The organism is Thermoplasmatales archaeon, assembly GCA_014361245.1.
Lineage (GTDB): Archaea > Thermoplasmatota > E2 > UBA202 > JdFR-43 > JACIWB01.
Window position 1 is genome coordinate 1 of the sequence record JACIWB010000026.1, and the last position, 20,427, is coordinate 20,427.

Consider the following 20,427-nt stretch of genomic DNA (forward strand, 5'->3'; position numbering starts at 1 on the left):
GAAGAAATAAAAACAAACTTGTTCTTCATTCCAAATGGTAACAAATATAAAGAAAATTGGAAAAATTTCGATGTTTTCTGCACAAACATTGAAATTGATGAATCAAATATTCTTAGTCTTGCAGATCTATATAGGAGAAGATGGAACATAGAAAATTTTTATAGAGATGCTCAAGAGAATTTTATGATAAAAACGAAGACAGAGAATCCTATTATAAGGTTTTTCTTTTTCATATTTTCTGCTATCCTTTATAATCTGTGGTACTTTATAAGAGAATTTATTTCTATAATAGCTGAAAAGTGGAAAGATTCTATTCTTGATTTAATAAAGCAAAGAAAAGTTCTATGTAATATCAATTGTGCTAAAAGAATCGATGAAAAAATCATCAAAATTTTTTAATAATTTATCTCGAAAGTTATAGGACTATCTTTCGCTAATATTTTTATAGAGAAGAAATTATTTTTTGATTTTTTGTTTTCAGAACAATTAAATTAAATTGATAAAAAATTTTTTATTTTTTTTGCAAAAAATTTGATTGCAAAAATCAAAATCTAACACAACATTCGGAGATACTGGTAAGAGGCGAAATATTTTTATAATAAATTCTGCATTTTTATCATGCCAGATTTAAAAAGAATTCTTGAAATTGCGATAAAGTCAGAAATAGATGCAGCAGAAAATTACAGAAAGATGGCTAATTTAACAAATATATTTTTATTAAAAGATAAACTAATTTTTTTAGAAAAGGAAGAAATAGGGCATAGAAACTTGCTTGAAAAACTTTTTAGTAAAAAATTTCCTGGAGAAGAAATAGATTTGCCAGAAAAAAGTGAAATACCATTTCCAGAATTTAAAATAGAAGAGAATATGCAGTTATCAGATATGATAAAAAAAGCAATGGAAGCGGAAAAAATTGCATCAGATTACTATAAAAAAATGGAGGAAAACCTTAGCAAAGAAGAGGAAAAAGCAATTGCAAGATATCTTTCAAGCATGGAACAAAGCCACTACTATCTCTTAAAAAGCGAATTGGAAATAGCTTATAACTTTGAATTATATGATGAAGTTCATGAGATGATGCACATTGGACCATGAACAAAGTAGATATAATATTTTTCTCCTATATTCTTTTAATTTTACCCATTATATCCCTAATTTATTTTGCCTATATTTTTACGAATTTTGAAAAAATTTTCAGCATTGCGGGATTGATTTTATTCTGGATTGTAGCAATACCATATCCATTATACTGGTATGGCAAGAATAGAATTTTTATATAAGAAATAAATTCGCATACATGGAAAAAAAAGATATGCTCGGATTATACATAGGAATAGGCGATGTATTTGAAAACGAAAAAAGGATTGGAGAATGCATTTTTAACCTTGAACTTATAATGATGCCATCAGGAAAAATAGAAGGTGAAGGAGTTATTTTAGAAGTAACAGACGGTGAAATAAATTACCAGGGCAAGGAAGCAACATTTAAGATATCAGGAATTTTGAGCAGAGACCATACTACATATACAACCGAATTTAAATGCAGAATAAGTCCAAAAACATATCCAAAATTTATTGTTGAAGATAGTGAGGAACTTTTTAGAAATCTAAAATCTAATCCTTAGCATTTCCGTTTTTTCCTTTGCTTTTGGAAGATGAAAATATAGGATAAATTTAACTCCTTTTCCCAAATCACTTTCTACTTCAATTTTTCCATCATATTGCTCCATAATTTTTTTTACAATATAAAGCCCCATGCCGCTCCCGCCCCCGCCCTTCTTCCAGCCCTCTTCGAAAATTTTGCCTAAATCATCTTGCGGAATGCCCTTTCCATCGTCTTTGAAATAAATTTTGTAAAAGTTGCCTTCTCTTTCACCGTATATCTCTATATTTTTGCAGTTTGCATGCTGGATTGAATTATCTATTAAATTTGAAAAAATATCCCTTACAAAATCGTTTGCAAGTATTAAAACATCATTTATACTGCATGATATTTTTATTCCCTTTTCATCCAATTTTTCTTCGTAACGGGAGCATTCTTCTTCTACTATCTCTTTTATTTTTACTGGATGTATTTCTTTTTTTATTTTTCTTATTTCCTCAGCCTTTTTTACATTGCTGACCAGTCTGTTTATATCATGAAGTGCTTCTCTTACTTTTTTGATGAATGATTCCTGTTTTTTTGTTATATTTGTTTTTTCAAGAAGTCCAAGATAGCCAATTGCAATTTCATTCTTGTTATGAATATCATGTCTCAAAAGAGAGTTATAAAATTCAGCCTCCTTCTCCCTTTCTTTTTCTGAAGTTACATCACTTACAATAGATATTATCTCTCCATCTAAAGCCCAAGCATTTTCCATAGCAATAAATTCCCTGTTTTTTCCCTTCCATTTACTCAAAAATTTTTCTACTTTTCCCTTACTCAATTCTTCAAAAAATTTCTCCCTATTTTCAGAAAAATCTGATAGTTTTTTACCTTTTAATTCCTCAAAATTGTAGCCGGACAATTCTTCAAAGCAATTATTGACATAAATTATATTTCCCTCCTTATCAATCTTATATACTGCAAAATCATCAAGTATATGCTTTATATTATCAATATTTTCAAGAGCATTTGAAATAGCTATTATTAAAAATTCCACCTTTTCAATTTTTTCCTTATCATGGGGAGGAACTGATATAAAACCCACAATTTCATTTCCTTTATATATTGAGATTTCTTGGAAATTTTCCTCATTTTTTCCTCTTTCCTTATCCATCAGTTTTATGTAAAAAGGAATATCTAATTTTTCGAGAAATTTAGAAGCTTCATCAAATATTTCATTAATATTTTTACTTTTCAGAATATTCTCAAAAATTTTGTATATATCCTCTTCAATAAAAAACTCCAAAACATCAGTTGCTTTTATTGTAACTTTAGCGGTTTTTTCATTTATTGAAATTTTACCTTCATATTCTCCTTTCTCCAAAGCAGTTGATATAATCTCTACAAGTTTATCCTTTTCCTCAACAATATCAAATATATTTCTCTCTTTTAAATCAATCCATCCCTCGCCAGCCTGAATAACATTCCCTAAAAAATCTGTTATAAAAGATAGTTTTTCTTTTTTTAATTCTTTCCCTATGGAATAAAACTTTTCATCATGCCTTATAATTTTTAAATAAATAGTATTTCTTTCATCACCTTCCTTCAAAACAAGTTTTCCCTCGCTCTTTCCTCTTTTTTTTGCCTCATAAAAAATTTTCGCCGCCTTCCTCCTTTCGCCGCCCTCAAATATACTTACAAAGCTTTTTCCAATGAAACTTTTACTGAGATTATTTACAAACTCAAAACTACCCCTTTCATCAAGGATGAATGTGATGTATTCATCGAGCAAATTTACTATTTCCTCCACATAAATATTTTTATATAATATATAAATGTTTTTTCCAGAAAAATCAAAATGATTAAAAATATCTATTCTATTTATTGTATGGTATTGGATAGAATAATTGAGAAATATAAAAAAAATGTATCGATAGCAACATCCTGCTCTCACTCAAGTCTTCAAATTTTTGATGGAGCAAGAAAGGAGGGATTTAAAAGCATCGGAATTGCAATCGGAAAAAAGCCCGATTTTTATGATGCCTTTCCACTTGCGAAACCCGATGAATTTATTGTTTTGAAAAGTTACAATGAAATAAATAAAAATGCAGAAAAATTTTATAGAAAAAAAGCAATAATTGTTCCTCATGGCTCCTTTGTTGAATATATGGGTGCAAAAAATTTTATGAAATTGAAAGTTCCTACATTTGGAAACAAGGCAGTTCTTGAATGGGAATCGGATAGAGAAAAAGAAAGAAAATGGCTTGAAAGAGCGGGTTTAAAATTACCAGAAATTATAGAGAACCCGAGAGATATAAACAAGCCTGTTATAGTAAAGTACTATGGTGCTAAGGGAGGGAAAAATTTTTTCATTGCAAAGAGTTATGAAGATTTCAAGAGAAAAATTGAAAAGAAGCCATATATGATACAGGAATTTCTTATTGGGACAAGATACTATATACATTATTTCTATTCACCAATAGTTAAGGAAGGATATAGAACTGCAAAAGGTAGTCTGCAACTTCTTTCAATAGATAGAAGGGATGAGACAAATATTGATGAAGCACATCGTCTTGGCTCATTTTCTGAGCTTGAAAAAATGGGAATTCAGCCAACATTTGTAGTTACAGGAAATACACCCATTGTTATAAGGGAATCGCTCCTCCCAAAAGTTTTTGAAATGGGTAAAAGAGTTGTTGAAGAATCATATAAACTTTTCGGTGGGATAATAGGGCCATTTTGTTTGGAAACAGTTATAACAGATAAACTCGAAATAAAGGTGTTTGAAATATCTGCAAGAATAGTCGCTGGAACAAATCTCTTCATTTCAGGAAGTCCCTACTCCGACTTAATTCAGCCCTGCCTCTCTACAGGAAGGCGGATTGCGCAGGAAATAAAAATTGCCTTAAGAGAAGATAAAATGGAAGAAATAATAACATGATGCAAATTATAATTGGGGAGAGTGAGCTTGAAATTGCAAGGGAAATTGGCATAGATGATATACTTGATTCTTCAATCCATCATCCTTATATGAAAAAAATGAAGAACTGGGAAAGAAGAGGTAGGCCAGATATAATTCATATGTGCCTTTTAATCGCTCTTGAATCAATTTTGAATAAAGAGAAATTACTGAGAATATACATACATACAAGAAACGATGAAGTTATATATGTTAATCCCGCTACAAGAATGATTAAAAATTATAACAGATTCAAAGGGCTTATGAAACAGCTTCTTGAATATGGTAGGGTTCCATTAAATGATTCTCCTTTGATGGAAATAAAAAAAGAGAAACTTTCACATCTTATTGAGAAAATGAAAGGTAAAAAAATTTTATTCAGCAGAAAAGGGGAAAAGAAAAATCTCAAGGAAGTATTTGAAGAGAATACAGTATGCATAATCGGAGGATTTCCTTCTGGAGATTTTTATTCACCGGTGCATGAATATGTGGATGAGATAATAAGCTTGCATGATGAAATGCTACCAGCATGGATAGTAGAAATGGAAGCAATAGTGACTTATGAGGAATATATAAGAGATAGATTATTTTTCAAATAATTTTTTCAATTCCTCCACTGTATATGTATTTATTATATCCTCCTTTTTGGCCCATCCCCTCCTCGCGACCGCCGTCCCGAGCTCATAATATCTTAGATGGTCAATGGTATGTGCATCTGTTCCTATAGATAATTTAACACCAATTTCAACAGCAAGTTTTGTATTTATATCGTTTAAATCAAGCCTGTCTGGATAGGCATTTATTTCCATAACAACATTGTTATCTTTTGCTGATTGCAAAACTTTTTCAATATCAACTTTTATTGGCTCTCTTTCCTGAATTATTCTGCATGTTGGATGAGCTATTATATCCACATAATCATGCTTTATTGCTTTTATAACACGAGATGTCATTTCTTCTTCATTCATTCTGAAAGCGGTGTGAACACTTGCGAGAACAACATCCACTTCCTTTAAAAGAGAGTTACTCACATCAAGCTCACCATCTTTCATAATATTTGCCTCAACCCCATGAAAAATATATATATCATCATATTTTTCTCTTAATTTTTCTATCTCTTTACCCTGCTCAATTACTTTTTTTTCATCCATTCCTCCAGCTATTTTTAAGCTTCCAACATGGTCAGTTATTGCAATAAATTTATGTCCCAATCTTCTTGCCTCCTTAACCATATCTTCTATACTATTCGCTCCATCACTCCATACTGTATGCATCTGCAGATCTCCCTTAACTTCTTCATATTCAACAATTTTTGGAAGTTTTCCATCAAGTGCAAGTTCTATTTCCCCCCTATTTTCCCTCATCTCTGGTGGAATCCATTGCATACCAAGCATTTCATAAACCTTTTCCTCATCTTCTCCCGCAATTCTCAAATCATTTTCAAACAAACCATATTCATTCAACTTGTATCCTTTTTTTATAGCAATTTTCCTCAACTCTATGTTATGGTCCTTGCTCCCTGTGAAATACTGGAGCGCTGAACCAAAACTCTCTTTATCAACTATCCTCAAATCAACCTGCAAGCCGCCGTAAAGCCTTACAGATGACTTTGTGTCTCCCTTTGCAATTACCTTTTCAACCTTTTTCATACTTGTAAAAATATCCATAATTTTATGAGGCTCTTTTGCTACAGCAAGTATATCAACATCACCTATTGTCTCCTTTCTTCTTCTTATTGAACCAGCCAAACTTATTTTTTCTACATGTCCTTTAAGTAAATCTATTACTTCAAGAGCATCTTTTAAAGCGAATCCAAGCAAAAAACGCTCCTGTCTTTTTCTTGCTATTTCTATGTTTTCGAGTATATTTTTCTCTGTTTTCTCCCCAAAACCTTTCAGCTTTCTTATTTTTCCTTCTCTTGCAGCTTTTTCCAAATCATCTAAATTCTTAACTCCGAGTTGTTCATAAAGAGCCTTTATCATTTTCGGACCAAGTCCTTCAATTTTTGATAAACTTTCTATATCAATTGGTATTCTTTTTCTCATTTCCTCCAATTTATTTATCCTGCCCGTTTCTAGATATTCCCTTATTTTCTCCTCTATACTTTTTCCAACACCCGGTATGCTTTTCAGTTCATTTTTTTTATATAACTCCTCTATATCAATGCTAAAACTCTCTATGTTTTGCGCCGCCTTCCTGTAGGCGCGGGGCTTAAATTCAACTCCCTCTATTTCAAGAAGGTCTGCAATCTCATAGAGCAATTTTGCAACTTCCTGATTTTTCATGCTTATTTAAATTTTCTTTATTAATATATTTTGCTTTATAAATCTGTATTGTTAGATAAGGTTTAATTGCTAAAATGCAATTAACTATCTCTCAAAGTTTCTCTTTAAGAATTTACAAAATTCTTGAAGTTGATTGTAAAATAAATGGTTAATTTCATGTATTTTTCTATTTAACAAGTTAATCATTTGGGCGAATTCTCTGAAAAATTTAAAAAGAGTAATATAGCAGGACTAAACCAATTATAATCAAAAACAGACCTATTAAAATTTTTACATATAAATAACTCTTTTTTTGCGCCTCGCCAAATTTTTCTGAAGAGTGACCAAAATAAAATAGTGAGAGAATTATTATCAAGGGAAGAACAAACATCAGGTTATATACAAATAGATATGTTAAAGCAGTGCTCCTCAAGGAACTTGCACTTTGTATCACTTTTGCAATCGGAATATATATCTGTCCAGTGCATGCAAGTTCTATGCCAGATATAACAAATCCAGTAAAGAATGATATAAATGATAGAATAATCACTTTCTTGTCTTCAGTTACTTTTTTTATTAGCCTTCCTCTCCTCTTTTTTATAAACATAGGAAGCTGAAGTTTTGCCTCCTCTCCTTTTTTTATTGCAAAAAAATCATAAATACTTAATGCACCAAGAATAATTGCGGCACTCCCTATTGCAATGTTTATATATCTCTTGGTGTAGCTTTCTATAAACCCAAAAAATTCAACAAATCCAATGCCGATAAGAAAATAACATATAAATATCCCGGCGGTGAATGACAGCCCTATTGCGAGAATAGATTTTTTCTTTGCTCTTTCAAGATATGATATAAAAAATACAAGAGTTGCAAAAGCACACGGGTTTATCCCATCAAGCAAGCCAGCGACTATAACGCTCAAGAGAGTAAATCCTCTAATTATATTTTCCGCCCCCTCAAGCGCCCCCTCTTCAACACTTGGATAGCCTATCCCACTACCCAGATATTTTTTTATTTCACTTTCAAAATCGCTTAAATTCTCCTTTATAAAATATTTATCTCCAATAAATGCTATTGCATCATATGGATATTCAACTCTATAAAAGTTGTAATAGTTAAGTAAAATTTCCTCATTTTTCTTTTCTTTCAAATCATAAATTTTTATTTCGAGAGGATAAAAATTGCCTAATAGTTCAACACTTTTTTTAAAATTAACACAAATTGGGCATGTTGATTTGTAAAACAAAACAACGCATATCTTTTTCTCATTATACCCATATGGAAAATCTATACCAGCTTTTTCATAATATTTTGCTATTGAAATTATCTCATCTATGTTTCCTTCAAAAATTATGCTTTTATTTCCTATAAAAATAATTGGGCTGGATAAATCAAAATTACCCAAATTTTTTATTATACTCCTGTTTTCTTCATAATTTAAATCCAGTTTTTCTATTTTTGTAAAGCTTATATTTTCCTCAAGAGCATTGACAACTTCATTGACATCATGAAGTGAGGAGTTGTATGCAATAATAATGCAAACTGGTTTTGGATAAACCAATTTCCCATTCTCCCCAATTAAATTTTCAATTTCAAACTCCTTAATTTCATTCAGAAAATTTTTAACTTTTTCCTTTTCTTCCTCAATGTTGCTCTCATTAAAAATAAACCATCCATTTGCAACAAAAATGGAGGGAATTGCTTTTGCTCCAGTTGGATTATTATATTTAAGAAGATAATTATAGGAGGATGTTGTGTTGTCGAAAAGACTCTCATTTCCATTTAAATTGTATCTGTTTAAATTAATGCTTTCATTATTTTCCAGTTCATTTATAAATGGCTCTATTTCCTGGCAAATTTCATGGTTCTCAACATAAAAATAGGAGATGTTTATACTCGCATTTGCAAGGGGAAGTAAAAAAATCAATAGAATTAAAATCTTCTTCATTCTCTCAAATATCTCTTTACAATTTCTATGGCACATAATTTACCGCACATTGAGCAAGCCTCGGTTGCTTTTTTTGGTCTTCTTTTTTCTCTGTAACTCCTTGCTCTCTCGCTATCTATTGCAAGTTCAAACATTGTTTTCCAGTCAAGATTTTCCCTCGCAATTGAAAATTTCATATCTATCTCTCTGTCAATTCCTCTCGCAACATCTGCTGCATGAGCCGCTATTCTCGCCGCAATAACCCCTTCTTTCACATCCTCAACAGATGGCAAGCTCAAATGCTCTGCAGGCGTCACATAACATAGAAAATCTGCCCCATAATAGCCCGCCAGCGCCCCGCCTATGCCAGCAACAAAATGGTCATAGCCCGGGGCTATATCTGTCACAAGAGGACCCAGAACAAAATAAGGCGCCTCATTAGTAACTTTTTTCATAACCTTTATATTTGCTTCTATATCACTAAGAGGCATATGACCAGGTCCCTCAACCATTGTTTGAACACCCTCTTTTCTTGCCCTCTCAACAAGCTCTCCTATAATAAGTAATTCTTGGAATTTTGCTCTATCGTTTGAATCATATATTGCCCCTGACCTCATTCCGTCCCCTAAACTTAGGGTCATATCATGTTCCTTCGCTATTTCTAGCAGATAATCAAACTCTTTATAAAGAGGATTTTCTTCCCCATTTTTAATAATCCATGCCATCAGGAACGCCCCGCCACGAGAAACCATCGGTATCAATCTTTTCTGTTTTTTTAACCTTTCAACACTTTCCTTTGTCACTCCAACATGTGCAACAACAAAATCAACTCCTTGTTTAGCATGTTTTTCATATGCCTTGAATATATCATCGGATGACATTTCGACTATTGCTCCCTTTTTTTCAATTGCCTCTATTCCTGCCTGATATATAGGCACAGTTCCAAAAGGAATATCCACTATTTCGAGGAGCTTTAACCTTATTCTATCCAGATCTCCACCTGTTGATAAATCCATTATTGCATGTGCCCCATATTTCATTGCAATTTTTGCTTTCTCTATTTCCTCTTTTAAATCGGCATATTCCATTGATGTTCCTATATTTGCATTTACTTTTACTCTCAAACCCTTTCCTATCCCCAGTGCTTTTGGAGAATGAGCTGGATTATTTGGAATTACTATTTTTCCTTCCGCTACCCTCCTTGCAATAATTTCTGCATCAATATTTTCCTTTTTTGCGACTTTCCTAATTTCTTCAGTTATTGCCCCTCTTTTTGCTTCTTCCATTATTGTCATAGCCACAAATAAACCATTTTCTTTTATAATATTTTTCCTGCAGAATGCTGTCTTGAATAAATCTTATTTTTTCATTTTCTGCACAAATTCTTTTTGGAGATGAAGGTGTGCAGGAAAAATATCTTGTGGAGAACTTTTAAATATCTCGGATTTTAAGAAAAAATTTGGTGTTTCGGCACTTTCAAAAAATTCTCGCCCCCAGATTGCAAATGGCTACAAATGCAGTTAAACATCTTGCTTTAAGGATGTTTTTTAATGCCACTCCATACATGAAGCCCTCTCCTAAGTAGTGGCTTATTCTTGCAATAAACCAAGAAGCTATTGACAAATCTTATTACATCTATTGCCATGCAACGCCTTTATTTTCTGAATTAGTAAATAATTGGGCAGATTTATGATACCATTCCCTTAGGGCTTCATTATTCTGCATAGTAAAGAATGATGGCAATCATAATTTCTATCTTTTTCTTGTCCCAGCAAAAGATATTTTTTCTAACTAATTCTATTAGTTTGTATAGCATTTCTTATTTTTCAAATTTTCAAATTCTTGACAGTGCCCCCGAAAAATATAGAAAAATTTAAAAATAGTAAATAAATATAGTTGTTGGAGGGAGATGGATGCAAAAAGAAGAGCTGATACAGCTGCACGCTTTATTTGCGCAAATAAAGAATGAAATAGAGAGGCAACTACCAGAAAAAAATGGTATATTTAAAGAATACGAACAACTGGGAATTATGCCACAGCATGTGCATAAGTCAAAGAGTGCTCATAAAAGAGCAATATTTATTCTCGGAAAGGAAATAGCGGAATATTTCTCTAATAACAACAAGTATGCATCACTTGCAAGAATGGCTCAAAGAATGGAAAAAATGAGCATCAAGATTTAAATACAAAAAATATTTACAATTTACATGAAAAAAATAATTGCCTCTTTGTTAGTTTTGCTACTTTTGGGTATGGCAAATAAGGTAACTCCTGAAAGCAATGAATATTCTATAATTAAAAATGGAGAATATTGTAACATAAATGTAGAAAACCTATCCTACATATACAAAGAGGGCTATCCAGTTTTGCCATATAAATATGAAACATATGTATTTCCGTTTGGAACTGAAATAAAGGAAGTAAAAGTAAAGGAAAAAAATGTTGAAAAGATAAAATTAAAGGAAAAAATAGAGCCAGCCCCCGCTCCTTATCCAAAAAAATTTGAAATAAAAGAGGGCGAAATATATAGCAAAGATGAGTTTTATCCTTCAAGTTGGTATGAATATGAAGTTCATGCAGGAATAAACAATGGCGAAAGAGTAATTTTCCTTTCCTTATATCTTTATCCTTTCAGATACAATGCTTTGAGAAATGAAGTTTTGCATGCAGAATTTGATGTAAAAATTGATTATGTTCTGCCAGAAAAAACTGAAAGTGCCTCGCTATATGATTTCTTGATAATTTCACCAGATGCATGGCTGAGCGAGATTGAAACATTGAAGCAGCATAAGGAAAGCAAGGGAATAAAGACAATAGCAGTGGGGTTGAATGAAATTTATAATAGCCCTGCTTCAAGAAAAGGTAGGGATGATGCTGAAAAAGTGAAATATTTCATTAAAAATGCAATTGAGGAATGGGGAATAAAATATGTTATGCTTGTAGGAGATGGTAGAAATTTCCCTTACAGACTATCATACATTCCATCTGAAGAATATGAAACATCCTTCCCAAGCGATTTGTATTTTGCAGACATTTATTTTCCCAACGGCTCTTTTTCAAGCTGGGATACAAACAATAATGATAAATTCGGTGAATACAAATATCAGGGAAACACCGATTTGGTTGATTTAGCACCGGATGTTTATATTGGAAGAGTTGCTTGCAGTAACGCTGACGATGTAATCAATATTGTTAATAAAATAATTAACTATGAAAATAATGCTCCAGAATTCCAAGACTGGTTTAGAAATATAATAGTTTGCGGGGGCGACACATTCACGCCCGATGACGGCGACAAATCAGGAGTGTATGAAGGAGAGTATTTAAATAGTGTTGTTTTGAGTAAAATGGATGATTTTAATGAAATAAAGTTATGGGCATCTCTTGGGAATCTTGATGCACCGGGTATAACAAGCTACATAAATAGTGGAGCTGGCTTCGTTGATTTCAGCGGGCATGGGAATAAGCTTGAATGGGCAACCCATCCTCCTTTGGATGGAAGCAAGTGGATTGAATACAGAATTGTTCATGTTTTGCAAACAACAAATAAGGAAAAATTGCCTGTTGTGATAATAAATGCTTGCTCTTGTGGAAGGTTTGATTCAGGTGACTGCTTTGCATGGAAATTCCTGGATCACCCGAACGGTGGAGGAATAGCAAGCTTGGCTTCCTCGGGCATAGGGTATGGGACATTTGGGACATATTCATCAAAAGGATTGCTCGGATGGATGGAGGTGAATTTTTTCAATTATTATAAGGAGGGTAAAAAGGTTATAGGGGATATATGGGCTTCCTCAATAAATGGATATATTTCAGCGATTTCAAAGAAAGATGATGCTGATTATAAAACAATTGAAGAATGGACACTCTTTGGAGACCCGACTTTAAGGATAGGTGGATACATTGGGGATGAAGTTTTTGTATATATTGATAAACCATTAAGTGGATATTTATACATAAGAGATAATGAGATAATGAAAACATTTTTTGGAAGAACAATTATATTTGGAGGAATAACAATAGAATCAAGAGCATATAATGCGGAAAAAGTGGAATTTTATATCGATAATGAACTAAAATATATCGATAACTCATCACCATATTCATGGAAATTTGATGAAACATGTTTTGGAAAGCATGAAATAAAAATAGTTGCTTATGGTAAAGAAACAAAAGAGGCAAAAATAAGTGTTTTTATATTCAATATATGATAACTGTTGTTGGGCATATAGCTTATGATTTCATTTTTAATCTGGAGAATTCACATTATATAAATAATTTTAAAAGATGCTATGGAGGAGGTGGAGCAAATATTGCAATTGGTCTGGCTTGCTTGGGGAAAAAATCGCAACTTTATAGCGTAGCTGGAATAGATTTTAAAAAATACGAAAACTATCTGAAAAATTTTAATTTAAAAAATAAAATAAAAAAGAGCGATAAAAAATGTGCAAGAGCGTATATATTTAACGCTGGAAAAGAGCAAAAAACATATTTTTACTGGGGCGCATCAGAAGAAATGGAAAGGATGAGAGGAATAAAAACCAGTATTTTGCATATCTCTCCTTGCCATCCAAAACTTGCTATAAGAATGGCTGAAAAATCTGAATTTTTTGCCTTTGAGCCAGGACAGGATTTAAAGAAATTCAGCAAAAAAGAGTTAGAATATATAATTGAAAAAGCGGACATAATATTTTGCAATGAATATGAAGCTAAAATTCTGAAAAAAATTCAATTTAGGAACAGCGAAATGATAATAACTCTTGGGGGGAAGGGTAGCATCATATACAGGGAAAAGAAAAAAATTCCTCCAGTAAAAGCAAAATGTGTTGATGCAACCGGGGCGGGCGACGCCTTCAAGGCGGGCTTCTGGTATGGCTGGCTTGAGGGATATGATATTGAAAAATGCTGTAAGATTGGTTCAACACTTGCATCATTTGTGATTGAGAAATTTGGAGCGCAGAACTTTCCGAAATATGAAGATTTTATTGCAAGATATGAAAAAAACTTCGGGAAACTTTAGCGATGCTCGTAAAATCCTTTTATGTCAAAAAAGAAAATTTCTTCATTATAAATTTTTAGTCTTCCAGATGCCTTTCCCATAAGATATGGTTTTAGTTTCAATTCCTCAATAATGTAGAAAAATTTGTACAATTCTAAATTCATTTCCAGATTTATATTCTTATCATTTGCCGAAATAAAAATTTTCTCTGGCTTCTTCTCAAATACAAATCTTTTCCATTCAAGAATTTCCATATCAGATTTTCCATATGGGACAAAGATATGCTCATCTTGCTTAACAATATGCACACCCCCGAGCATTTCATTTTTCCCTTCAACAAATCCATATATTAAAGCCATATCTCCCAAACTGAATTCTCCCCAGTCCCATTTTAACTGATAAAACTTTGCTATTCCCCAGTTATGATCATGATATGCATTCCCTTCAAAATAGTATTCATTTCCATCAAACCATACTTTTGCTTTTCCATATCCATAGGGGCTTGCTACATACCAGCTCATCCATTGCCATTCATCTATGTTACAAAAACTTCCAAATCTTTCTCCTTGAGGATAGATTTCAAGATAAATTTTTAAATCATTTCCATTATGTTCGACAAAAAATTTTCCATCTTCTTCATAAAATCTGTTATTCAGTATGCTAACATTGCATTTTTCATAATCAAGATGGTATGGTATAAAAGGAAAAGAAACAAAACTACTTATGCGTTCATTATCTTTAAAAAAGAAGGCAAAAGAGCCAGCGATGGAAAGCAAAGGATTATTTAAATCTCCAAATGTGAGAAAGAAAATCATTATCGCTTTATCTTCATTCTTTATATTTGCATACCACCATTCATACCAGTATATTATGTTTTCATCATTTTCATAATATTTAAAATGGGCTGCATCATTTATATCGTATCCATTTTCATCAATTCCAGATACCATAGATGATAAGGGGGTTAATAATACAATTATAAAAACTATAATTTCTTTCTTCATATCCAGAATTCCTCTATTTCAAGCTCCTTAATTTTGTCTTTCTTTGGTATGCCATCTTTCCTCCATCCTCTTGCCTTGAAATAATCATCGAGCATTTCCTTCTCTTCCTCTTTGCTTATATAACTTCCCTTCGAAACTCCTTCAGGAATTGGAATATGCATTTTCTCAGGTAATTTGCAATCTCCTTTTTTCCATCCAGCTTTTATATTGAAAATATGCTTTAAATTGCATATCCTCTCGCCTATTAACAGTAATTCATCCTCTTTCATCCCCTTTCCAATGCAGGCATCCAGCAAATCTTCAAAATTGAGCAAAAATATTTTCCTCGAAAACTTACACACTCCCAGAGCATCATAAATTGCCATAAAATTCTCCATATCAGCTATCTCCTTCCCCTTATTTTTACTGCTGAACCTATCAACTCCCTCATACTTCCAGAATTTTCCCGTTAGCTCAAGGGCATATGCCCCAGAGCGAAGATGACACGCCCCTCTTGGAGAACTCATGAAAGCAAGCCCCATTCCCTTTATCCCCCTCACATCATACGCAGGCGGCTCAAGCCCCCGAACATGCACTGCATATTTTTCTGAACCTTTTATCTTTTTACTCGCCATTTTTACTCCTTCCGCAAGTAAATTTCCTATGCCCTCTCTGTTTGCAATCATCTTTATTAATTCAAGCAAGGCATTTCCATCTCCAAATTTTGCTTCAAATCCAATTTCATCCTTTTTGATAATTCCATTTTCATATAAATCCATTAAAAATCCTACAACTCCACCAGCAGAAATTGTATCCATTCCATATAAGTCACATAGTTCATTTGCCTTCGCAACATGTTCAATGCTGGCAACACCACAATTTGATCCAAGGGCAAATAGTGTTTCATATTCAACTCCATCGAGCATAAAATCCCGCGCAACAAATGCCTTTCCACAAGGCTTAACACACTGTGTGCATGCTTTATTTTTTATAGCATATTTTGGTGCCCAATAATAAGGGTCAATCTCTTTTCTCTCATCAAATATTCCTTCCCTCCAGTTTCTTGTTGGGAATGTTCCACGCTCGCTATTCATCCATTCAAGAAACTCTCCTGTTCCATATTTTCCATCCTCCTCAAAAGAAGGATGGCTTATCATTTTTTCATACCATTCTTCAGCAAGCTTTAAAAGTTTTTCAGGCTTCGAAATCTTTATGTCTTTTGTTCCTTCAACAGCAATTGCCTTTAAATTTTTGCTTCCCATTACCGCTCCAATGCCCCCTCTGCCCGCCTGCCTCTCGTCGCAGTCCACAATTGCAAACCTTACAAGGTTCTCTCCTGCGATGCCGATTGTTGCAACAACATCAACGCCTTCATCTTTTTTTATTTCCTCCGCTGTTTTCCTTGTTGTTTCTCCTCTCAAATGCTCGGCAGAATTTATCTTAACCTCGTCATCTCTTATTACAATATAGCTCAATTCTTTTGCTTTTCCTTTAACTATTATTGCATCATAGCCAGCCTGCTTCATTTCAAATCCTATTCTCCCCCCCATTACCCCTTCATTCCATCCATTTGTTAAAGCAGATTTGGAAAAGAAAGAGGTCTTTCCAGCAGTTGGGACGGCGGTGCCAACAAATAAACCAGGGGCAATTATTAAAGCATTATCTGGTGAGAAAGCATCTATGCGAGCATCTACCTCTTTATTCATGAAATATGCCCCGAAACCATCTCCTCCTAAATATTTAAGGATGAAGCTTTCCCCAATCTTTTGCTTCTCTCCTTTTTCTTTACTCAAATCTATTTTTAATATATTTCCTGCATAACACATTTTATCACCCTAAAACAATTGCATTTTGAGAGCAGAATTTTATGCATTCTGGCGTGCCGTTGCATAAATCACACTTATAAGCTTTTTTTTCATGAATCCATACAGCATTTAGGGGACATGCTCTCTCGCAAGCCCCGCAACCAATGCATTTTTCATAATCCACATAAACAATCTCTCCATTTTTTTTCATTGCATCAAATTTGCAGGCTTCAATGCATTCAAAATTGCAGTTCTTTCCATGAGTGCATACTTTTGGTATATCCTCAACAATGCTTTTTTTATCAATCCTTATCCCGGATTTCCTTATATTTATAATTTTCCAGTGCCATAATGAACAGGTTATCTCACAAACCTTGCATCCAGAACAATTCTCTGGAATTGTTTTGATATACATCATTTATGAAATAAATAAGATATTTATAAGATTTTAGCAAAAATGCTTTTATTCGTTTTGACAAACTTTATAAATTCAATATTTTAATTATTAACAATCAATGATAGAATTTGCAAAAAATGAATATAGTGATGAAGAAATATATGGCATACTTGTTCCTGAGATTAGAGGATGGTTTAGAAAAAAATTTGAAAAATTTACTCCAGCACAGAGATATGCGGTAATGGAAATTCATAGAGGAAATAATACTCTGATATCTTCTCCAACTGGCTCTGGGAAAACTTTATCAGCTTTTCTTGCTGGAATAAATGAACTACTTCTTTTAGCAAAGGAAGGAAAACTTGAGGATAAAATATATATCCTGTATGTTTCTCCTCTTAAAGCTTTAAATAATGATATTGAAAGAAATTTAAAAGAGCCTTTAAAAGAAATTTATGAAGAATATAATATAAAGGAGGAGATAAGGATAGGGGTAAGAACCGGAGACACTCTCTCCAAGGATAGACAAAAACAAAAAGAGAAAACACCCCATATATTGATAACAACTCCAGAAAGCCTTGCAATAATTTTAAATGCTCCAATTTTCTCTAAAAAGTTAATAGATGTAAAATGGATTATAGTTGATGAAGTTCATGCTCTTGCTGATAATAAAAGAGGTGCTCATCTTTCCTTATCTCTTGAAAGACTTGTTTATAAAATGGAGAAAGAACCAATAAGAATTGGTTTGTCTGCAACAATTCATCCAATGAAAGAAATTGCAAAATTTTTGGTTGGAAAAGACAGAGATTGCATAATTGTTGATGTAAATTTCCTCAAAAAAATGGATTTGAAAGTTATTTCCCCCGTTGATGATTTAATATATGTTTCATCAAAAGAACTATCAGATGCTTTATATAATTTGCTCCATGAGTTGATAAAAGAGCATAAAACAACACTGATTTTCACAAATACAAGAAGTGCAACTGAAAGAGTTGTTTTCCATCTTAAAAGCAAATTTAGGGATTTAGAAAATAAAATAGAGGCTCATCATGGCTCTCTCTCAAGAGATGTAAGGCTGAAAGTTGAAGAAAGATTGAAGAAAGGGGAATTAAAATGTGTTGTTTCATCAACAAGCCTTGAATTGGGAATTGATATTGGTTACATAGACTTAGTTATTTTGCTTGGCTCTCCTAAAAGTGTTACTAGGGCATTGCAGAGGATAGGGAGGAGTGGGCATTTACTCCATGAAACTTCAAAAGGAAGAATAATTGTGCTTGATAGAGATGATTTGGTAGAGTGCGTTGTTCTTGCAAAAGAAGCAAGGGAAGGAAGGCTTGATAAGGTTAAAATACCTGAAAATGCTCTCGATGTTCTTGCTCAACATATTGTGGGAATGGCGATAGAAAAGAAATGGAATGTTGAAGAAGCATTTTCTCTTATAGTAAAGGCTTATCCTTACAGAAATTTACCAAAAAAAGATTTGATGAAATTGCTTCATTATCTCTCTGGTGAATACGAAGAGCTTGAAGAAAAAAAAGTTTATGGCAAAATATGGTTTGATGAAGAAGAAGGGGCTTTTGGCAGGCGGGGGAAGATGGCGCGCCCCATCTATTACTTAAACATTGGGACAATTCCAGATGAAGTTGCAATAAAGGTTTATACAACAGATTACAATTATGTGGGGAAGGTTGAAGAACCTTTTGCGGAGAGATTGAAAAAAGGTGATATATTTGTTCTCGCTGGCAATACCTATGAATTTGTTAAGTCAAGAGATATGAATATCTTTGTTAATCCAAAGCCAAATATGAGCCCGACCATTCCTTCATGGTTTTCAGAGCAATTGCCTCTAAGTTTTGATTTGGCAATGGAAATTTCAAAATTTAGAGGAAAAATAAAGAAAATGATAGAAAATGAAGAAAATGTTAAAGATTATTTAATTAAAGAATATGAAATTGATGAAAGGACAGCAATTGCAATTGAGAATTATTTCAGGGAGCAAATGCATTTTTTTATTCCAGATGATGAAAATCTGCTTGTTGAGACCTTCGAAAAAGACGGTTTTAGACATATAATTTTTCACACACTTGTTGGGAGAAAGGCGAATGAGGCAATTTCAAGAGTATTTGCTTATAGGGTAACAAAAAAATATAAAATAAATGTAAGAATTGCGATAAGTGATAATGGATTTGCAATAATATATCCTTCATATAAAAAGGAAATAAGTAAGGAAGATATTATTTCTCTATTTTCCTCAAAAAATATTGACAAAGATTTGACGAGCGCATTGAGCGATACGGAAATATTGAAAAGGAGGTTTAGACATGTTGCAACAAGGAGTTTGCTTGTTCTGAGAAACTATCTTGGCTATGAAATGAGCGTGGCGAAACAGCAGAGAAATGCCTCTATACTCTTTAAAGTTGTAAATGAAATAGATAGAAATTTTCCTGCTTTAAAGGAAGCTTACAGGGAGATAAAGGAAGATGCAATGGATATAGAAAATGCAAGGAAATTTATAAAGAAAGTTGAGAAGGGAAAAATCAGGGTTTTTGTTGAGAATTATTCAATACCATCCCCTTTCTCATTTAATATGGTAGCAATTGGTTCAACAGATGTTGTTTTGATGGAAGATAGGAAAGAAATGATAAAAGAAATGCATAAGGAACTGATGGAAATGATAAGATGTACGAAATAAAAAAATATGGATTAAAAATAAACAATCTCTATTCAATTTTAATAGATAATATTGCAGTATTCTCTGATTTGCATATAGGTTATGAAGGTGTTTTGAAAATGGAGGGGGCGATGATACCAAAATATCAGAAAAAAATAATAAAAAATAGAATAGAGGAAATAATCAAAAGATATAGTCCAGATAAGATTATCATAAATGGGGATTTCAAGCATGAGTTCGGGAGAAATTTAAGGCAGGAATGGAATGAAGTAAGCGAGCTTTTAGATTTTTTAGTTAAAAGATTGGAGGTTATTATTGTAAGAGGAAATCATGATAATTTTATAAAAACAATTGCAAAAAAATTCAATGTGGAAGTTAGGGATGAATATGAATATGGAGGAATAAAATTTATTCATGGGCATAAAAAAGCGATTGGTGAAAGAATAGTTATAGGGCATGAGCATCCATCTCTATATTTAAGAGATAAAGTAGGTGTTGTCGCAAGATTACCTTGCTTTTTAGTTAGCAAAGAAATAGTTGTCCTTCCTGCAATGAGCCCGCTGGCGAGCGGGACGGATGTTTCATCTGCATTAAATTTTGAATACCTTTCTCCCTTATTAAACGATTATGATGTTGATAAAATGGAAATTTATGCAATAAGTGATGAATTGCTACCTTTCTTTACAGTAGGGGAAATAAGAAGAATAATCTAAAACGGGGTTGTCGATTAATCAAAAAATTAATGTACCCAAATTAGATTACTATTAAAGGGGATGGGAAAATGAAGAAAGAAGGTTATTGGAAGAAATATAACAAAAAATTTAGTGATTTTGATGTTAAG

General features: G+C 32.8%; 18 protein-coding genes. 11 read left to right on the top strand and 7 right to left on the bottom strand.

Annotated elements, in window-relative coordinates; genetic code table 11:
- The 4 genes from H5T45_05055 to H5T45_05070 form a co-directional block, all read left to right on the top strand.
- Positions 1-399: transposase (locus H5T45_05055; protein MBC7129081.1), on the top strand; the 399-nt coding region annotated here is incomplete at its 5' end.
- A 219-nt stretch (positions 400-618) separates the two neighbouring features.
- Entirely contained in the window at positions 619-1,095 is a 477-nt protein-coding gene (locus H5T45_05060; GenBank protein MBC7129082.1) for a ferritin family protein, read from the top strand.
- The gene (locus H5T45_05065) at positions 1,092-1,280 is read left to right on the top strand and encodes a hypothetical protein (protein MBC7129083.1); all 189 of its coding nucleotides are present in this window, start codon (positions 1,092-1,094) and stop codon (positions 1,278-1,280) included. The genes H5T45_05060 and H5T45_05065 overlap by 4 nt, the downstream gene beginning before the upstream one ends.
- 17 nt (positions 1,281-1,297) lie before the next feature.
- Positions 1,298-1,624: a hypothetical protein gene (locus H5T45_05070; protein ID MBC7129084.1), complete on the top strand. Its 327-nt coding sequence runs from the start codon at positions 1,298-1,300 to the stop codon at positions 1,622-1,624.
- Here H5T45_05070 and H5T45_05075 read toward each other — a convergent pair.
- Complete coding sequence (locus tag H5T45_05075; GenBank protein ID MBC7129085.1) at positions 1,607-3,394, bottom strand: PAS domain-containing sensor histidine kinase; 1,788 nt, start codon at positions 3,392-3,394, stop codon at positions 1,607-1,609. The genes H5T45_05070 and H5T45_05075 overlap by 18 nt on opposite strands.
- A gap of 48 nt (positions 3,395-3,442) precedes the next feature.
- Between H5T45_05075 and H5T45_05080 the strand changes: the two genes are divergently transcribed.
- Both H5T45_05080 and H5T45_05085 read left to right on the top strand, forming a co-directional pair.
- A complete protein-coding gene (locus H5T45_05080; protein MBC7129086.1) occupies positions 3,443-4,525 on the top strand; it encodes a formate--phosphoribosylaminoimidazolecarboxamide ligase in 1,083 nt (360 codons plus the stop codon).
- Positions 4,525-5,142: a 16S rRNA methyltransferase gene (locus H5T45_05085; protein MBC7129087.1), complete on the top strand. Its 618-nt coding sequence runs from the start codon at positions 4,525-4,527 to the stop codon at positions 5,140-5,142. Before H5T45_05080 ends, H5T45_05085 begins: the two co-directional genes overlap by 1 nt.
- Here H5T45_05085 and polX read toward each other — a convergent pair.
- From polX to thiC, 3 genes are all read right to left on the bottom strand, one after another.
- On the bottom strand, positions 5,128-6,828 hold the full coding sequence (gene polX, locus H5T45_05090) for a DNA polymerase/3'-5' exonuclease PolX (protein ID MBC7129088.1): 1,701 nt from the start codon (positions 6,826-6,828) through the stop codon (positions 5,128-5,130). The genes H5T45_05085 and polX overlap by 15 nt on opposite strands.
- A gap of 208 nt (positions 6,829-7,036) precedes the next feature.
- Positions 7,037-8,755, bottom strand: coding sequence for a hypothetical protein (locus H5T45_05095; GenBank protein ID MBC7129089.1), 1,719 nt, complete (start codon positions 8,753-8,755; stop codon positions 7,037-7,039).
- Entirely contained in the window at positions 8,752-10,029 is a 1,278-nt protein-coding gene (thiC, locus tag H5T45_05100; GenBank protein ID MBC7129090.1) for a phosphomethylpyrimidine synthase ThiC, read from the bottom strand. The genes H5T45_05095 and thiC overlap by 4 nt, the downstream gene beginning before the upstream one ends.
- 618 nt (positions 10,030-10,647) lie before the next feature.
- Here thiC and H5T45_05105 point away from each other — a divergent pair.
- Genes H5T45_05105 through H5T45_05115 form a run of 3 tightly spaced genes read left to right on the top strand, consistent with a single transcriptional unit; the run spans position 10,648 to position 13,754 of the window.
- Positions 10,648-10,917, top strand: coding sequence for a UPF0058 family protein (locus H5T45_05105; GenBank protein MBC7129091.1), 270 nt, complete (start codon positions 10,648-10,650; stop codon positions 10,915-10,917).
- A 24-nt stretch (positions 10,918-10,941) separates the two neighbouring features.
- On the top strand, positions 10,942-12,945 hold the full coding sequence (locus tag H5T45_05110; protein MBC7129092.1) for a hypothetical protein: 2,004 nt from the start codon (positions 10,942-10,944) through the stop codon (positions 12,943-12,945).
- Positions 12,942-13,754, top strand: a complete 813-nt coding sequence (locus tag H5T45_05115) for a hypothetical protein (GenBank protein ID MBC7129093.1) — start codon at positions 12,942-12,944, stop codon at positions 13,752-13,754. Before H5T45_05110 ends, H5T45_05115 begins: the two co-directional genes overlap by 4 nt.
- Here the strand turns inward: H5T45_05115 and H5T45_05120 are convergent.
- From H5T45_05120 to H5T45_05130, 3 genes are read right to left on the bottom strand one after another with little or no spacing between them, the layout of a single operon-like run.
- Entirely contained in the window at positions 13,751-14,737 is a 987-nt protein-coding gene (locus H5T45_05120; GenBank protein MBC7129094.1) for a hypothetical protein, read from the bottom strand. The two genes, H5T45_05115 and H5T45_05120, sit on opposite strands and share 4 nt — an antisense overlap.
- Positions 14,734-16,542 carry an aldehyde ferredoxin oxidoreductase family protein gene (locus tag H5T45_05125; GenBank protein MBC7129095.1) on the bottom strand — a complete coding sequence of 603 codons (1,809 nt, stop codon included), beginning with the start codon at positions 16,540-16,542 and terminating at the stop codon, positions 14,734-14,736. Before H5T45_05125 ends, H5T45_05120 begins: the two co-directional genes overlap by 4 nt.
- Before the next feature lie 4 nt (positions 16,543-16,546).
- Positions 16,547-16,936: a 4Fe-4S binding protein gene (locus H5T45_05130; protein ID MBC7129096.1), complete on the bottom strand. Its 390-nt coding sequence runs from the start codon at positions 16,934-16,936 to the stop codon at positions 16,547-16,549.
- 100 nt (positions 16,937-17,036) lie between these two features.
- Between H5T45_05130 and H5T45_05135 the strand changes: the two genes are divergently transcribed.
- Both H5T45_05135 and H5T45_05140 read left to right on the top strand, forming a co-directional pair.
- On the top strand, positions 17,037-19,607 hold the full coding sequence (locus tag H5T45_05135) for an ATP-dependent helicase (protein ID MBC7129097.1): 2,571 nt from the start codon (positions 17,037-17,039) through the stop codon (positions 19,605-19,607).
- The gene (locus H5T45_05140) at positions 19,595-20,299 is read left to right on the top strand and encodes a metallophosphoesterase (GenBank protein ID MBC7129098.1); all 705 of its coding nucleotides are present in this window, start codon (positions 19,595-19,597) and stop codon (positions 20,297-20,299) included. Before H5T45_05135 ends, H5T45_05140 begins: the two co-directional genes overlap by 13 nt.
- Positions 20,300-20,427 lie beyond the last annotated feature (128 nt).

What these genes read in the sequence shown, in the direction of transcription:
- H5T45_05060 (MBC7129082.1), top strand. Translation starts at nt 619, where the DNA reads ATGCCAGATTTAAAAAGAATTCTTGAAATTGCGATAAAGTCAGAAATA.
- H5T45_05065 (MBC7129083.1), top strand. Translation starts at nt 1,092, where the DNA reads ATGAACAAAGTAGATATAATATTTTTCTCCTATATTCTTTTAATTTTA.
- H5T45_05070 (MBC7129084.1), top strand. Translation starts at nt 1,298, where the DNA reads ATGGAAAAAAAAGATATGCTCGGATTATACATAGGAATAGGCGATGTA.
- H5T45_05080 (MBC7129086.1), top strand. Translation starts at nt 3,443, where the DNA reads ATGATTAAAAATATCTATTCTATTTATTGTATGGTATTGGATAGAATA.
- H5T45_05085 (MBC7129087.1), top strand. Translation starts at nt 4,525, where the DNA reads ATGCAAATTATAATTGGGGAGAGTGAGCTTGAAATTGCAAGGGAAATT.
- polX (MBC7129088.1), bottom strand. Translation starts at nt 6,828, where the DNA reads ATGAAAAATCAGGAAGTTGCAAAATTGCTCTATGAGATTGCAGACCTT.
- H5T45_05095 (MBC7129089.1), bottom strand. Translation starts at nt 8,755, where the DNA reads ATGAAGAAGATTTTAATTCTATTGATTTTTTTACTTCCCCTTGCAAAT.
- thiC (MBC7129090.1), bottom strand. Translation starts at nt 10,029, where the DNA reads ATGACAATAATGGAAGAAGCAAAAAGAGGGGCAATAACTGAAGAAATT.
- H5T45_05105 (MBC7129091.1), top strand. Translation starts at nt 10,648, where the DNA reads ATGCAAAAAGAAGAGCTGATACAGCTGCACGCTTTATTTGCGCAAATA.
- H5T45_05110 (MBC7129092.1), top strand. Translation starts at nt 10,942, where the DNA reads ATGAAAAAAATAATTGCCTCTTTGTTAGTTTTGCTACTTTTGGGTATG.
- H5T45_05115 (MBC7129093.1), top strand. Translation starts at nt 12,942, where the DNA reads ATGATAACTGTTGTTGGGCATATAGCTTATGATTTCATTTTTAATCTG.
- H5T45_05120 (MBC7129094.1), bottom strand. Translation starts at nt 14,737, where the DNA reads ATGAAGAAAGAAATTATAGTTTTTATAATTGTATTATTAACCCCCTTA.
- H5T45_05125 (MBC7129095.1), bottom strand. Translation starts at nt 16,542, where the DNA reads ATGTGTTATGCAGGAAATATATTAAAAATAGATTTGAGTAAAGAAAAA.
- H5T45_05130 (MBC7129096.1), bottom strand. Translation starts at nt 16,936, where the DNA reads ATGTATATCAAAACAATTCCAGAGAATTGTTCTGGATGCAAGGTTTGT.
- H5T45_05135 (MBC7129097.1), top strand. Translation starts at nt 17,037, where the DNA reads ATGATAGAATTTGCAAAAAATGAATATAGTGATGAAGAAATATATGGC.
- H5T45_05140 (MBC7129098.1), top strand. Translation starts at nt 19,595, where the DNA reads ATGTACGAAATAAAAAAATATGGATTAAAAATAAACAATCTCTATTCA.